Origin of the sequence: Adonisia turfae CCMR0081 (genome assembly GCF_011009555.1) — a bacterium.
GTDB classification, from domain to species: Bacteria; Cyanobacteriota; Cyanobacteriia; order Phormidesmidales; family Phormidesmidaceae; genus Leptothoe; species Leptothoe turfae.
In genome coordinates, this window is sequence record NZ_QXHD01000004.1 from 6,726,578 (window position 1) to 6,740,913 (window position 14,336).

Here is a 14,336-nt window from a genome sequence, read left to right on the forward strand (position 1 = left end):
ACTCCCGGTACCCGTTCCACTAAGTGACTCATGCGAAACAGCCGTAATCCTTCCAATGGGGTATCGATGACTCCCTCGGTCACTGCATATCGATCGATAAGTTGGACAATGTCATGCTTGTTCATGCATTTAGGATGACCTATTTTTCCTATTTTGAAACCTCACTGAGATAAATAGGCAAAAAAATGAGAGGAATGGGGCTGAATTTTAGCTTTTCAAGCGCTTAACCTGCAAATAGATTCCGCTAGGTCTTTATAAGCCACAACCGAACATGTGATTTACTCTCCCCACCCTTCAGCTTTATGCATTGGAAGGGGATGGAAACGTAATTTTTAATTTAATCATGAGTGCACAGCAACTCATGGTTGACTAACCGACAGGAAGAAAACTATGAGTACCAACATTACAGCGGGCAAGAATACCGTCACCTTTAAAAGCGGGAATTACCAGCTGGTAGGAAATCTCTATGCGCCGGAGGGATTTGACGCTTTGCAAAAGTATCCCACCATTGTGTTTACACCGCCTTTTAACCAGGTAAAAGAACAGATGGGTGCACTCTACGGGCGTAAGCTATCAGAAAAAGGTTTCTTGTTTCTGGCCTTTGACCATACTGGTTATGGTGATAGCGAAAGCGACATTCGCAACTACGAAAATGCCTTTATCAAAATCGAAGACATTCACAACGCCATTAGCTTTTTGCGGACACTCCCTTATGTGGATCGCGACCAATTTTATGGCATTGGCGCCTGTGCTGGTGGTGGTTACATGGCGTTGACCGCTGTGACCGACAAACGGATGAAAGCCATTGTGACCGTCTGTGGCATGCTGGATAACCGTTCTACCTACCTGGCGACAGCGGATAAAGATATGGCAATCGCCATGTTCATAGCTGCTAATGAAGCACGGCAGCAACAGTATGAAACGGGTGAGCCAGTTTATATGGATACCCTCGGATATGAAGGCAAGTCACCAGACGAGATTCCCGAAGGTGCACCCCGCGAGGGCTTTGATTATTACATGACCAAGCGTGCCGGTGCAGAAACCTATCCAAATTATTCAAACCGCAGCCTGGCTAGTATTGCCGATATTAATGCGCTGACCGATGCGACCAGCTGGGCTCAATATCTTTACACACCGTATCTTGGCATTTACGGGAAAAAAGCATTGGCCGATACCGGTCCACTGACAGTGGCCTACTACGAAAAATGTACCGAACCAAAAGAGCTATTTGAAGTGCCTGGAGCTTCCCATGTAGACCTGTACGATGTTGAAGAATATGTCGATCAGGCCGTGGACAGAATTGCTACTTTCTTTGGCAAATATGGTAATCAACCATGAACCTTAAAACGCTCGGTAAAGGCCACCGGATTGCCAGCTTTGTGATTATGTTCTTGATGGTACCCTGTCAGCGTTCCTCGGTGAGGGTTGGTTTGAACAGTTTTGAGCATGCTGACAGCCTAAACATTGACACTGGTCATATTGTGATGTGTGTGCGGGCGATGGTTTAGCGGCGGCTTTTACCCAATTTACCTGCGATCGCAGGTAATATACCAACTGCTGTTATACCCAATGCTTGACCCGCTGAACATCAACAGGCTGGTGGGGGTATTGACGACACCTATCTTGGGAATTGCTCTATACCCCCCGACTCAGAATAGGAATATCAAGCACTAACAGGTTCCAAGAGAGGGTTCGGCTTGAGCCGCCCATCTTCCATGTAGATAATGCGATCGGCAATGTCGAGAATGCGATTGTCATGGGTAACTAACAAAATGGTACAGCCCTGTTCTTTAGCTAAGCGCTGCATAATGTTCACCACATCCCGTCCTGATTGTTTATCTAAGGCAGCTGTGGGTTCATCGGCCAGGACAATTTTGGGGTGACTGGCTAGGGCCCGTGCGATCGCAACTCGCTGGCGCTGTCCCCCCGATAGTTCATCAGGGTAATAATCAATCCGGTCCTCTAACCCCACATGCGTCAGCATATTAGCCGCTACCTCGTCTAGATCTTGATCGAGAAAATGAGGATGTAGCTCCAGGGACATGCGCACATTTTGTCGAGCTGTGAGAAAACTTAGCAAATTATGGGCCTGAAAAATATAGCCAATATTGCACCGCAGTTTATTCAGCACCGGCTTAGGGACTCCGAGAATTTCTTGCCCTAAAATCTTTAAACTCCCGCTTTGTGCTGCCCTCAGCCCCCCCATAAGGGTGAGTAACGTCGTTTTTCCAGAACCAGAAGGGCCAGTGAGGATGACGATTTCGCCAACACGAATGGTTAGGTCTATGTTGAATAGAACCTGTTTTTTTAGATTTCCTTCACCAAAGTGATGGTTCAATTGTTGAGAGACGATAACTGGAGACATGGTCACACCGGAGAATCAGGGTAGAGATAGCGTAAAGTAGTTAAGCGCAAGGAGAATGTACGTAGAAGCTGTAGTAGGGGAAATTAGAGGATATATCCTTCAGTGTTGGTTTTAAGTAGGCTGTAGGGCATACCCTAAAAACCATTCTGTGTGATTAAGCTGTAACAACGATATTCATAGAAAAGACTCAAGCAATAAAGGGAATAAACAGTCTAGATGGGGAAACTCACTAAAAAATGTCAGCGGGATCGGCAGTACGTAGCTTTCTCATGGCAATGGCTCCTGAAACAGAGCACATAACAATGGTCAAAATGAGCACGGTAACGGCTCGTCGACTGGTCATGGCAATGGGCAACATTGTGGCTGTAAAAGCCAGCTGATAAAGACCAAAGGCGAGAACAATACTGGGCACGTAACCCAACACAGCCAGCAGCAACGACTCTTGGATGAGGACACTCAGCAAGTAGCTGTCGGTATAGCCCATGGCCTTGAGGGTGGCATATTCTGGCAAGTGTTCAGACACATCGGAGTAAAGAATCTGATAAACAATCACAATGCCGACAATAAAGCCCACACCGACGCCCAGGCCAAAGATAAAACCAATGCCGGTACCATTGGCCCAGTACTCCCGCTCAATTTGGGCAAAATCTTCTGGTGAACCAATTAAAACGTCGTCAGGCAAAGCGGCTGTGAGTTCATGCTGTACCTTTTCAACATCAGCCCCAGGCTTTAGCTGCACCAGCCCCACCTCAATGTGGTCAGCATTCTGGTCAGGAAAGAGCCGCAAAAATGTTGAGTCACTGGCAATCACGTTCCCATCGGCGGCAAAAGACGCACCGTTGGTAAACACCCCTGTCACATCCACCTGCATCCCATTTAGTTCTGCGGAAAATTGACCAGTCTCCCCATAAGCAGCCGCTGTAAACCCATACTCAGGTCGCCCCGCCTGGTCAAACAACAGTTGATTGAGGGGCTGAATTTTGTGTAAATTCTGATTCACCTCCGGAAAATTAAAGGAGGGTTCTGTTGGATCAATCCCCCAGACTAAAATAGCTCGCTCTAGCCTGGTCTCGGGATTTTTCCACTGCCCGGTGGCAATGTAAACACCGCTGACTGAAGCCACATCTTCATGGGCCAGGGTTTGATATAACCGCTGTCTGGGAAAATCTTTTACCGAGAACAATGTTTGCATCTGGGGATTGGTTAATACTAAGTCTGCCTGCAGGTTGCGGTGGGGCTGAATGGCCGCATCGTAAAGCGCACCTTCAAATCCCATTTGGATGAAAATTAGCATGTCGGCAAAGGCAATACCTGCGATCGCAACCATCAACCGTGTCCGCTCCCGCTTAACCTGCAGCCAGGCCAACGGCGTTTTTTTGAGAAATCGAGGCTTAAACATGGTCACAAAATAAATCGAACGTTCGTTATCTAAAAAAGCAAATTAGAGCTGAACGGTGTGAACAAGACATTCTGTAAGCTAGGATTACCAAGACCAATATCAACGATAGGTTTAGCTGGAGTTGGTGGGGTTTGGGCCGCACGGCTAACCGCAATCACCGTCTGTACCTGGAGGTTGCTCAAGTTGGCCACACGCTGACTATCCCCAGGGTTGATGGCAATCTTCACCTCGACGACGCGTCGATCTAGATTCTCACCAGGTTCACGGGCGAAGACATTTTGGCGACTAATCTGACGACCAATTTCAATCACTTCCCCCTGCAAATCACCTGAGAAAGCTTGACCTCGCACTGTTGCTGATTGACCCAGGCGAACGCGACCAATATCGCTTTGATACACCTCTGCAATCACCAACATTTGGTCAGTTTGACCCAAGGCAACAATGCCATCCGTACTCATCTGTTCTCCGGGTCGGGTATAAACTTTCAAGACTTGACCCGCACTTGGGGCTCGAATAGTCGCCTTAGCCAAATCATGCTCAGCGCTCAATAAGGCTGCTTTGGCAGCATCTAATTCCACCTGCGCCAGTTGCACATCTACCGGGCGGATCTCGGCCACCTGTTCCAGGGTCGATTGAGCCGCCGCCAGCTGAGCCTGCCCCGTATGCTCCAAGCGAACAAGTTCAGCACGAGCTTCTTGTAACTGTCGCTGGGCTGTTGTTGAAGTTCGCTCTAGTACGGCTTCAGCTTCCACCTTAGCCTGGCGGGCCGTATCTACCGCTAACTGTTTTTCGTCATAGAGAGAGGCAGAAATAGCCCCAGCTTCGTAAAGAGATTGGTAGCGAGTTAGTTCAGCCGTCGCCGTTTGTAGCTCTGCCTGCAATCGACGAATCGTAGCCGTTTGAGCCGCGCGATCGCCTTCGTATTGGGCCTCAATGCGGGCAATAGTTTCTCGTTGTATTCGCAGCTGTCCTGTCAGTTCAGCCGATCGCTGTGTCACCGTTGCCTGCTGCGCCAAAATCTCGCCGGACTTGGCTCCTGCCTGTACCTGGGCCAACCTGGCCTCGGCCAGTCGAATTTGTTGTTGAGCTTGGATCACTGCATTCTGAAGCCGATCGTAGGAATCAAGCATAGCGATCGCATCGCCCTGGTTCACCTGGTCTCCCACATCAACAAACAGCTCTGCTAGGCGATCTCCATCCAACTCCAATGGAGCCGCCACCTGAACAATTTCTCCCGTAGGTTCTAACCGACCTAATGCTGCAACCCCCGGCAACTCCGTTGGCATAGCCGCCATTTCAGACTCGGTTACAACCGGTTGACTGTAGAGAGAGAAGCCAAGATACAAAATACCGCCAGAAGCTGCCAGTGCCGACAGTATCAGCCATAACAATCTTGAATTAATGCTAAGAACAGTTTTGTTCATGGTGTATCACCATCTGAATCATAAGTTGACTTTGTTGTTCAAATGAAGGGGTCTCTGTGGTTGCTATATCGTAGCCATGATCATAGACATGTTGCAAAACCAATCCATCCATAAACACCATGACAAAATCCACTAATTCGGGCTTAGATAGTTGCAGATAGTCAGCCAGCAACTCTCGTGTCCGTCGCCAAACTTCACGCAAGGCTTGGATATCGCTGTCAGGATTAGGGCGGGTTTGTTGGGAAAAATCCACCCACAGTAATAGCTGTTGATAGTAATACTGCGTATTCTGCAAAACAAAATCCACGATGGCCTGTAGACGACCCTCTAAATCATTCAATTCAGGGACTTGCGCCAGAAAATCATAGATATCTTGCTCACATAGCTCCTGCACGAGCTGGATGAAAATACTCTCCTTACTTGGGAAGTAATGGTACAAGGTGCCTGTAGACACCCCCAGACCCTTGGCAATTTGCCGCATCGTAATCGAACCGTATCCTCGTGCAGCAAAGAGGTCGAGACACCCGCTTAGCAACTCCTTACGGTAACGATCATGATCGACAATTTTAGGCATAGCGACGTGTGAAGAACGGTAGACATAATTTTACCTCCCCTCTATTTTATTTATAACATATGTTTGTTATAAATAATCAAGACTCGATTAGATAAAAATCAAGAATTGTCAGTATGTTCAAGGTAAGAGCTAGCTTCATGCTTCAGGAGCTTACCAAGAAACCCACATCGGCAGACGCCTACAAGCCTCAATCAGTTCAGCGTTCAGCAGTATTCAAAGGAGTATCAATAGAATGAATGGCGCATCAACAAAGGTTGAGTATCACTATGAACAGGAAAGACATTACAGGAATGAAGTTAATACATTAAGCGCATGGCACGAAAAAGCAGAGTACCTGCACGCAATCAAGGGATGGGAGATAAAGACCCCATCTGGTCTAATTCCAAGATGTAGTCAGACGAGAAGAATTCCCACCTACAAGCATGGCTCAGGGTAGCTTTTTGGGCCACGTTTATACCATACTTTAGCTGGGCTGAGCTGAAAGATAATGGACGTACGCCGACTCGAACGGCGGACCTCATCGATGTCAACGATGCGCTCTAACCAACTGAGCTATACGTCCTCAATGGCTTATAAGCGTAACATGGTAATTCGAAATAGGGCAACGTTTCTTCGCAAGAATTTGTTTGAGTAGTTTTTAGAGTCCCGGATTGGGTGCGATCGCACCCGCCCCTTGACGTCATCCCAAGCCTACGCAGACTGAGCCCCTGGCTGCCCATCCTCAACCACAAAGGATGCCAGGGTTTGCACTGCTGATGTAGGCGACTCTATGGACTCCACTGTGCGATAGTCCGCCTGCCAAAGATCGGGTGTGATCGTACAGCGCACATAGCCCCGATTAAGACCATCAAAGAACTTAGTGTGAGGATTACCGGGCACTGCCAGCGACACAAGCGCGTTAGTGTCTGCACCATCACCAAAGCTCGACGAAATTGACGTACCGACAAATTCGGTACCCACGGTGACAGAGGCAGGATTGTCAAAGTCGGCTTTGATGTCGTAAACCCAGCTGGAGTGAATATCACCGGTGATCACGACGGGGTTAGACGGTCTGCGAGCTTGTAAAAACTCGATAATGCGATCGCGCTGAGCCACATACCCATCCCACTGGTCAGGATTAAAGAAATCCCCCGGTAAAAACTGGGTATTACCAAAGTTAAATTGAGAAAATATTGTCTGCTGGGCCAGCACATTCCAGCGCGCATTTGAGCGATTTAACCCCGAGAATAACCAGTTCTCCTGACGTTGGCCTGTCATGGTAGCAGCCTCACTCAACGCCTCAGCACAGCGAGGGCCAAACTGATCGCCGCAGGGTTGGTCGGTGCGATATTGACGGGTATCTAAAATGTTAAAGGTGACCAGGTTGCCAAAACTCAATCGTCGATACAGCTGGAGAAAGGCACCGCGAGAGGCAGACTGTCGCCGCATCGGCATGTGTTCGTAGTAAACCTGGTAAGCAACAGCACGACGTATGGCAAAGTCTCTGGGACTTTGTTCATCCTCAGGGATGAGGTTAGCATAGTTGTTGTCTACTTCGTGATCATCCCAAGTGAAGGCCCATGGAAACGCGGCATGGGTCGCTTGCAAATTTTGATCTAAACGATAGAGGGCATAGCGATTTCGATAGTCTTCCAGGGTAAGCACGTCGCCGCTGTTGTGCTGACGTACAGCGTCCGCGCTAATCCCCCCTTCGTAAATGTAATCACCCAGGTGGATAACCAGGTCCAGGTCTTCCCGGGCCATGTGTTGATAAGCCGTGTAGAACCCATTTTCGTAGTCCTGGCAAGAAGCAAACGCAAACCGCAGGTCGTTTAACGGCGTTCCCGGTGCAGGTGCTGTACGGGTGCGGCCAACCGGGCTTTCTTCACCACCGGCCTCAAAGCGATACCAATAAACCCGATCCGGTTCTAGGCCAGATACTTCCAGGTGAACTGAGTGGCCTAAAGCGGCGCGGGCTAAAGTAGACTCTCTCCGGACCACATTTTGTAGGGCTTCATCCGTAGCAATGGTGCAGGTGACAGTGACATCGCTATTGGGCATGCCACCCCCCTTGAGAGGATCCGGTGCCAGACGGGTCCATAGCACGATGCCATCTGGTAGGGGATCGCCCGAGGCCACACCTAAGGTGAAGGGATAGCTGGAAAACCTTGTCTGGGCAAGAACGGGGTGCTGATTGACAAGGATAAGGCCGGTAAATGCACCCATGCCTGCCAATAGGCTACGCCGATTGAAACGATTAGACATGGGACGATCAATAGATGAACGGTGCATGCTGATGTTCCTGGTAAATGCTGACTGTTAGAAAGTTGTTGCCGCTGATTTAGGGGATGCCTCGCTCTGGCAAGATGGCCCTATGAAGGATCAGCAACGGCAGCAAGTTTTGATAGCTGAGGCTATGGGCGACGACATAGGGCCAGGCCAACGAGCGTCACCAGGCCCGCCACCATGGCAGGTTCTGGAACAGGCATGGGCTCGGCAAATGTAACGGTGCCTGTATTGAGTTCAAATGTGGAAAAATTGTCAGTAAAAAAGCCAAAATCAACACTGCCCAAGGGCTCTTCGCGAAACTGAAAACTCAGGTCTGAGGCAATGGCAACAGAATAGTCTAAGCCTACGAGTTCACCGTCTTGAAATATTGCCAGGGGAAAGCCGCTGTCGGTATCGTCATCGCCCTTGCTATAGGTGACCGCTGTACTCAGGTCGGAACCCACATAGTCAAAGGTGAGGGAAATCAACCCAAAGTCTGGGGCTACCTGCTCCAGGCCAATGCCGCTCAGTAAGCTATCGTCATAGGTGACCTGCCCTGAGAATGTGTCCCCCACTAGAAAATCACCGCTGACAATATCTACGAAGAAGTTTGTTTGAAACCTGGCTGCGTAGGCAGGGGCTGTGGATAGAACCGTCGAACCGACTAGAGTGGATGCGATCGCAACCGTTGAAAGAGCCATTCTCATTGCATGAACTTCCAGCTTTTAAGACTTACTTAATGTGTGAAAAAGACTAAACTATATAGCTTTAGAGAAGAGTCTTTACACGATCTTTTAGAATGTCTCAAACGGTTAGTCAGAGGACATTTTAACAAGGATGCAGGCTTTCTAAAAGATGCCTGAGCAATCTAAAAAGAGCCTTGCAAACTAATATAAATACGAAACAACAATACCCTTTTTTAGGCGGAAATTATGTTTGCCAAAACACATAGAAATAAGTTGTTATTGGCGGCATACCCCGCTTTAAAGCATCTAGAGTGGTTTCAATGTTGAGGCTGCGCTCTAGGCATCAGATCGTTAGGATAAAACAGCAGTTTCCTGATCCCATGTGTATGACCTGGCAAGAAGTCTCTGGTAACTGGCTTCTCGTTCCCGATCGCCCAAAAGCCATTATTCATTTCTTAGGGGGTGCTTTTATTGCCGCTGCGCCGCACCTAACCTATAGTTGGCTATTGGAAAATCTTTATCAGCAGGGCTATTGCATCGTGGCAACGCCCTTTATCAATACCTTTGACCATGGTGCGATCGCAGACGAGGTGCTGACCACATTTGACCAGGCCATGATCTATCTCCGGCGTCAGGTCATTGGCGATCGCTACATACCTATATATGGTGTCGGTCACAGCATGGGCTGCAAAGTTCATCTGCTCATTGCCAGTCTGTACAACATCGAGCGAGCAGGCAATATTCTGATTTCCTTTAATAATTACCCCGCCCGCAAATCTATTCCGTTGTTAGAACAGTTCGTTCAGTTTGCTCCAGATTTTGATGTGGAGTTTACCCCCAGCCCCAACCAAACCCTTAATCTGGTTCGCGATCGCTACGCCATTGGCCATAATCTGCTGATCAAGTTTCGCCGAGATACCATTGACCAAACCTACGATCTCAGTGATGTGCTCTACCAGCGCTTTCCCCAGTTCACTGCGATTCAGATTCTCCAAGGTACACACACCACACCCATTGCCCAAGATGTCCGCTGGCAGCCCGGTCAGTCATTTACAGCCTTTGATGCCATTGGTCAGTTTGTTAAACAAGAGTTCTACAAAGACTTAGGGCAGCTTAAGAAAACCATGCTCCAATGGCTGGGTTAAAAATCCGCCTACTCTATGACGACGTCTCTAACATTTGCTGCTAGGGTGGATAAACTCTTGCCATATTGAGCTCCACACTATGCTGTTTCGCTTGCTAACGTTCAGTACCGTTGCTCTGCTACTTACGTTCCCAGGCCAGCTAGCCTGGGCTGATTCGTCTAGATTACTTGCGCAGGCTGAGGAAAGTGAGGCTGCTGAAACTTCCGATGATTCAGAAGAGAATGCGACCTCAGAAGAAGTGTCCTCAGAAGCCGACGTTGAGACTAATGCAGACGCATTAGAGTCTGAAGAGGCAGCACCAGAGCAGCAATCTTTGGATGACGTAGATCAGCTAATTCTCACCGGGTTATCCCTGTATGAAGACGGCAATCTGGCGGAGGCAAAAACTACCCTTGAACAGGCGCTTGACGCTGCCCGGGCCAATGAGAATTTGGCCCAGGAGTCTTTTGCTTTAACTATGCTAGGGCTGGTGACCGTTAATCAGGGGGACTATACAACTGCCTCTGACTACGGTGAGCAGGCGCTGACGGCGTTAGAGGGGGTGGATGATCCTGAATCTAGGGTGGTCGCCCTAAATGTGCTGGCACTCGCGACCCAATCCCAGGGCAATTTACCGGATGCCATTACCTATGCCCAGGACGCCCTCACCCTGGCTGACAGCCTTGAGTTTGACTCAGGTCGGTTGAATTCTTTGAGCATTTTGGCCACCAGCTACAGAACCATTGGTCAAGATGTATTAGCCCTGGAGGCGGCCCAGTTGGTGATTCCCCTGGCGCAATCAGAACGGAATGGCCAAGCCTTGTTGAGTGCTTTAAATGTGGCAAGTTCTTCGCTGTTGGCCCTGGGAGAGTATGAAACTGCGTTGACAGCGGCTGAAGATGCGCTGACCGTAGCAACTCAGTTGCAAAGCCCAGGATCGCAGGCCCTGGCGCTGAGCAATATGGGGGTGGCCCACTATCGCTTAGAAAACCTTGACAAGGCGATTGAGGCTCAAACCGAGGCATTGGCGCTGGCTGAAGAGGCAGGGGTCCTAGATGTGCAGTTCACGGCGCTATACGTATTGGCGCTGGCATTCTACGACCAGGGAGATTTGGATCAGGCAGTTGAGCTGTATGAGGACCGTTTGCAGCTGAGTCGTGAGTCCAACGCTGTGGGTGCAGAGCTACAGTCACTGCTGGGTCTAAGTTCTACTTATTTAGATAGTGGTCAGTATGAAGCTGCGATCGCATCCTTTGACGATTTACTTGTTCTTGCCCAGGAGCGTAATCAGCCCCTATTCCAAAGCTTAAGTCTGTCTGGTTTAGGCTTTGCCAATGTCCAGCTGGAGAACTATCCTGCGGCCCAAGGTCATCTTGAACAGGCTTTAGTGATTGCTAAAGACATGGGCGATCGTGAAGCCGAGTTTGGCCTGCTCAGCTTATTATCTGAAGTGCATCAAGCTCAGAATGAGCCGCAACAGGCGCAAGACTATGCTGCCCAAGCCGCAGCGCTGCAGGCAGAAGCAGAAGCGGAAAACGCATCGCCTTCAGATGACAATTCAGAGGAGGCCGCAGACGATGCAGAGTAACGCAAATTGCTGTTGCTGATTTAGAGTATGAACGGCTCAACCCAACAGGCTAACAACCTAGCCTTGAAAGGTGAAATCATACCGAGGATTAGCAACACTAAAAGGTGCATTGATTGAGCAACCGCCCACATAATTATTGCGGTTGCTTTACCAAGCTTAATTTGTTGCATCGGTTGAAATATATTAATATTCAAAGCTGTTTGGAACGTCGTCTTCGAACAAATTTTCGGATGTCATAAAATCTTGAACGTTGTGTAGAGCAGTTGGCTAGAAGCGCCAAGTTGCCTGTCTATTAGGAATACAGTGCCTTGGGCTGCACTCATCCTAAAGACTTTCTAGCTGTCCATAGGATTATGTATATCAGGGTTGAAGCGTCAGCCCTGCATAACTTTGACAATGCTGCTTGCCGTCGACGCACGTATTTTAAAACGCTTAAATCTAGTGATTACTCAAGGAGTGTTAGGTCAGATGGCCCAGGTCATTGTTGGTGAAAATGAAGGTATTGAGTCAGCATTACGACGTTTTAAACGTCAGGTATCGAGGGCTGATATCTTCTCAGATATAAAAAAGAAACGTTATTTTGAAACCCCTATTGAAAAAGCTAAACGCAAGGCAATTTCTCGTCGTCGTAAGCGCCGCTTTAAATCCAATGCCAATGCCAGCGCCTAAGCACATTGCCTGAACAATAGCGACCCAGCAACTAAGGGGCGATGACGGTTAACCGTCATCGCCCCTTAGTCATAGATATAGCCCTAGCCTTTAAGCGGCTCTGCCTATAATAGCGCCAAGCCTTTTAAGGTCAGGCGGTTTAGAAATATAGTTTTCTTATATGTCCTAACTTTACTCCCGTCTATAGTTCATAACGGTGCGTCAGATCACAAAATTTTAAGTTTCGTATCACACCAATCAAGCCAAACCTTGTAAACAGTCGTAAACAAAGGCGTTTGCTTAGCTGGTGGTGAAAAAAAGATGCCGTTACGGCTGGTGTTCAGAAAGGACACTTTTAACCTGAACTGTATGCATAGGGTGCCCATACATGTCTGAGAAATTTGCCGCCAGTGCAATATCAGTCATTTGACTTAGACGAGCACGCTGTGTTGCTTAATGTGATGCATCCTTAAACTTCGTAAAGCTCTAAAGGCAACCCGTCAGGGTCTTGGAAAAAGGTGAAGCGTTTGCCGGTTAGTGCATCTAATCGGATGGGTTCTACTGGGATGCTGTGTTTTTGTAGGTGAGCAATATTGGCGTCCAGATTGTCGACGGCTAGGGCTAAATGGCGTAGACCGCAGGCTTCAGGACGTGTGGGTCGAGGTGGTGGTTCTGGAAATGAAAATAGTTCTAATTGGGCATTGCCCAGGGTGAGATCAAGCTTGTAGGATTGCCGCTGTTCGCGCCAGGTTTCACAAATAATGTCAGCTCCTAGAATGTCAACGTAAAAGTGCTTTGATTGCCCATAGTCTGAACAGATGATGGCAATGTGGTGAATGGCTTTGATGTGCATGGATTGATCGGTTAATGGGGACAGCCGTTCCATGGAACAGCTGTCCCTGAGGATAGTAATGGCTTGTCCTTAATGACATCGGGGCTGTCAAGGCTGTTTCAGCGATTATTGCTAAAAGCTGACTTTAAAAAACGTCTACGGTCGACGATCCGTTTTAGATGATTTTTCAGATGCAGCGACTATGCTTTTTCCTAAAATCCCTTGCTAATTTAAAGGTGGCTTAAGAATGTTTGGTGCATTTAATCAGTCACAACTAACTTGGCAAATACCTCGGCCCACATGCGGTCGGGGTTTCACTTTATGGGTTTAGCCCCTGCTTTAGACTTACAGCCAAAGCGTTGCGTTGTTATCGATGTAGTCAGGTTGTCCACAGCTGTTGGTGGCGCTAAAGGTTTGAAAATAGCGTTGCAGCTTAGGGGGTAGCTCAGGGTAGTTAAATAGACCATCACCCGATGCAATTTTGGCCCAAAAATTTTCTAGGACAGGGGCATATTGCTCTGCCTCGGCTGAAGATAAGTTAAGGGGCTTACTGGTGAGTAGTTTCATTATGAAGGGGAAGGAGCGATCGGCCATCCACTGATGGGAAGTGGCCTGTAGAGTGGGCCACTCAGGTACCGCCTCAATGCGGTGAGAGGTAATATCCAGCCGGTGGCGATCGTCTACAGTCGTCAGTTCACAGATGCGGTAGGGGTGAGGATAGCTGACGAGGGAGCCAGTGGTGATTTCATAGAGTCCATCAGTTTGGGCTACATCTTGCACATGTAGGTGGCCAGTGAGCATTAGGGGCACCCCAGCAGCCTGCAAACGCTGGGTGAGGTCAGGCGCATTTTTGACCATGTAACGCTGTCCCATGCGGCTATGGGATTGGCGGGGCAGATGTTCTAGGGCGTTGTGGTGCAGCATCACCAGGGTGAGCTGGTTGGTGAGCTGATCTAGCTGTTCATCTAGCCAGTCTAGTTGTTCTGAGTCGAGCCAGCCGGTGTAAAAGGGCTCGCCCTCTACATCAAAGCCGTTGGAATTTAATCCGATTAGATGGAGCCCATCCAAAATAGTGTGGTGATAGTACGGACGGGTTGGATCGGTATAGCCAAAGGCCTGGTAAAGATCAACAAACTCGTCTAAGGAAATGGTGCGATCGCACCCTGCCTGTCTCACCACATCATGATTGCCAGGCACCACATAGACCGGAAACGGCAACCGCTCCAGACGACGGACCAGCCAGTGATGATTTTCCCGCTCACCATGCTGAACCAAATCCCCAGGCAATAGCAAAAAATCAATATCCACCTGTTCCAGATGATCCAAAATCTGTTCCAAGGCTGGGATGCTGACTTCCACAAGATGGAATCGATTAGGTGAGTCCCAGATGGTGTGGGGCAGGGCAACGTGCAGATCGCTAACCACTGCAAAACGAGCCAAAAGAGACAT

At 48.7% G+C, this 14,336-nt stretch carries 13 protein-coding genes and 1 tRNA gene; 5 read left to right on the plus strand and 9 right to left on the minus strand.

Features of this window, described 5'->3' with window-relative positions:
• The first annotated feature begins 390 nt into the window (after positions 1–390).
• Together DXZ20_RS32555 and DXZ20_RS32560 are read left to right on the plus strand one after the other, a co-directional pair.
• Entirely contained in the window at positions 391–1,338 is a 948-nt protein-coding gene (locus tag DXZ20_RS32555) for an alpha/beta hydrolase (protein ID WP_163702896.1), read from the plus strand.
• Positions 1,335–1,508, plus strand: a complete 174-nt coding sequence (locus DXZ20_RS32560) for a hypothetical protein (RefSeq protein WP_163663321.1) — start codon at positions 1,335–1,337, stop codon at positions 1,506–1,508. Before DXZ20_RS32555 ends, DXZ20_RS32560 begins: the two co-directional genes overlap by 4 nt.
• A 155-nt stretch (positions 1,509–1,663) precedes the next feature.
• Here DXZ20_RS32560 and DXZ20_RS32565 read toward each other — a convergent pair whose 3' ends face one another.
• The 7 genes from DXZ20_RS32565 to DXZ20_RS32595 all read right to left on the minus strand — a co-directional run bounded on the left by DXZ20_RS32565 (position 1,664) and on the right by DXZ20_RS32595 (position 8,716).
• A complete protein-coding gene (locus tag DXZ20_RS32565) occupies positions 1,664–2,365 on the minus strand; it encodes a DevA family ABC transporter ATP-binding protein (protein WP_163663323.1) in 702 nt (233 codons plus the stop codon).
• A gap of 229 nt (positions 2,366–2,594) precedes the next feature.
• Entirely contained in the window at positions 2,595–3,764 is a 1,170-nt protein-coding gene (devC, locus tag DXZ20_RS32570) for an ABC transporter permease DevC (protein ID WP_163702897.1), read from the minus strand.
• A gap of 29 nt (positions 3,765–3,793) precedes the next feature.
• The gene (locus DXZ20_RS32575) at positions 3,794–5,188 is read right to left on the minus strand and encodes an efflux RND transporter periplasmic adaptor subunit (protein ID WP_163702898.1); all 1,395 of its coding nucleotides are present in this window, start codon (positions 5,186–5,188) and stop codon (positions 3,794–3,796) included.
• Positions 5,169–5,762, minus strand: a complete 594-nt coding sequence (locus DXZ20_RS32580) for a TetR/AcrR family transcriptional regulator (RefSeq protein WP_163663331.1) — start codon at positions 5,760–5,762, stop codon at positions 5,169–5,171. Before DXZ20_RS32580 ends, DXZ20_RS32575 begins: the two co-directional genes overlap by 20 nt.
• 488 nt (positions 5,763–6,250) lie before the next feature.
• Positions 6,251–6,324: transfer RNA gene (locus tag DXZ20_RS32585), tRNA-Val, on the minus strand.
• Positions 6,325–6,452: 128 nt separating this feature from the next.
• Complete coding sequence (locus tag DXZ20_RS32590) at positions 6,453–8,033, minus strand: alkaline phosphatase D family protein (RefSeq protein ID WP_163702899.1); 1,581 nt, start codon at positions 8,031–8,033, stop codon at positions 6,453–6,455.
• Positions 8,034–8,155: 122 nt separating this feature from the next.
• Positions 8,156–8,716, minus strand: a complete 561-nt coding sequence (locus DXZ20_RS32595; RefSeq protein WP_250566004.1) for a hypothetical protein — start codon at positions 8,714–8,716, stop codon at positions 8,156–8,158.
• Between the two features lie 365 nt (positions 8,717–9,081).
• Between DXZ20_RS32595 and DXZ20_RS32600 the strand changes: the two genes are divergently transcribed.
• The 3 genes from DXZ20_RS32600 (at position 9,082) to rpsU (ending at position 12,076) form a co-directional block, all read left to right on the plus strand.
• A complete protein-coding gene (locus tag DXZ20_RS32600) occupies positions 9,082–9,840 on the plus strand; it encodes a DUF1350 family protein (protein ID WP_163703693.1) in 759 nt (252 codons plus the stop codon).
• 79 nt (positions 9,841–9,919) lie between these two features.
• The gene (locus DXZ20_RS32605) at positions 9,920–11,407 is read left to right on the plus strand and encodes a tetratricopeptide repeat protein (protein ID WP_163702901.1); all 1,488 of its coding nucleotides are present in this window, start codon (positions 9,920–9,922) and stop codon (positions 11,405–11,407) included.
• Positions 11,408–11,875: 468 nt separating this feature from the next.
• The gene (rpsU, locus tag DXZ20_RS32610) at positions 11,876–12,076 is read left to right on the plus strand and encodes a 30S ribosomal protein S21 (RefSeq protein ID WP_163671611.1); all 201 of its coding nucleotides are present in this window, start codon (positions 11,876–11,878) and stop codon (positions 12,074–12,076) included.
• Between the two features lie 448 nt (positions 12,077–12,524).
• Here rpsU and gloA2 read toward each other — a convergent pair whose 3' ends face one another.
• Positions 12,525–12,908, minus strand: a complete 384-nt coding sequence (gene gloA2 / locus DXZ20_RS32615) for an SMU1112c/YaeR family gloxylase I-like metalloprotein (RefSeq protein WP_163703694.1) — start codon at positions 12,906–12,908, stop codon at positions 12,525–12,527.
• Positions 12,909–13,232: 324 nt separating this feature from the next.
• The gene (locus DXZ20_RS32620; RefSeq protein WP_163663339.1) at positions 13,233–14,336 is read right to left on the minus strand and encodes a metallophosphoesterase family protein; all 1,104 of its coding nucleotides are present in this window, start codon (positions 14,334–14,336) and stop codon (positions 13,233–13,235) included.

What these genes read in the sequence shown, in the direction of transcription:
- gloA2 (WP_163703694.1), bottom strand. Translation starts at nt 12,908, where the DNA reads ATGCACATCAAAGCCATTCACCACATTGCCATCATCTGTTCAGACTAT.
- DXZ20_RS32620 (WP_163663339.1), bottom strand. Translation starts at nt 14,336, where the DNA reads ATGTCTCTTTTGGCTCGTTTTGCAGTGGTTAGCGATCTGCACGTTGCC.
- DXZ20_RS32605 (WP_163702901.1), top strand. Translation starts at nt 9,920, where the DNA reads ATGCTGTTTCGCTTGCTAACGTTCAGTACCGTTGCTCTGCTACTTACG.
- DXZ20_RS32600 (WP_163703693.1), top strand. Translation starts at nt 9,082, where the DNA reads ATGACCTGGCAAGAAGTCTCTGGTAACTGGCTTCTCGTTCCCGATCGC.
- DXZ20_RS32580 (WP_163663331.1), bottom strand. Translation starts at nt 5,762, where the DNA reads ATGCCTAAAATTGTCGATCATGATCGTTACCGTAAGGAGTTGCTAAGC.
- DXZ20_RS32575 (WP_163702898.1), bottom strand. Translation starts at nt 5,188, where the DNA reads ATGAACAAAACTGTTCTTAGCATTAATTCAAGATTGTTATGGCTGATA.
- rpsU (WP_163671611.1), top strand. Translation starts at nt 11,876, where the DNA reads ATGGCCCAGGTCATTGTTGGTGAAAATGAAGGTATTGAGTCAGCATTA.
- DXZ20_RS32590 (WP_163702899.1), bottom strand. Translation starts at nt 8,033, where the DNA reads ATGCACCGTTCATCTATTGATCGTCCCATGTCTAATCGTTTCAATCGG.
- DXZ20_RS32560 (WP_163663321.1), top strand. Translation starts at nt 1,335, where the DNA reads ATGAACCTTAAAACGCTCGGTAAAGGCCACCGGATTGCCAGCTTTGTG.
- DXZ20_RS32555 (WP_163702896.1), top strand. Translation starts at nt 391, where the DNA reads ATGAGTACCAACATTACAGCGGGCAAGAATACCGTCACCTTTAAAAGC.
- DXZ20_RS32565 (WP_163663323.1), bottom strand. Translation starts at nt 2,365, where the DNA reads ATGTCTCCAGTTATCGTCTCTCAACAATTGAACCATCACTTTGGTGAA.
- DXZ20_RS32595 (WP_250566004.1), bottom strand. Translation starts at nt 8,716, where the DNA reads ATGAGAATGGCTCTTTCAACGGTTGCGATCGCATCCACTCTAGTCGGT.
- devC (WP_163702897.1), bottom strand. Translation starts at nt 3,764, where the DNA reads ATGTTTAAGCCTCGATTTCTCAAAAAAACGCCGTTGGCCTGGCTGCAG.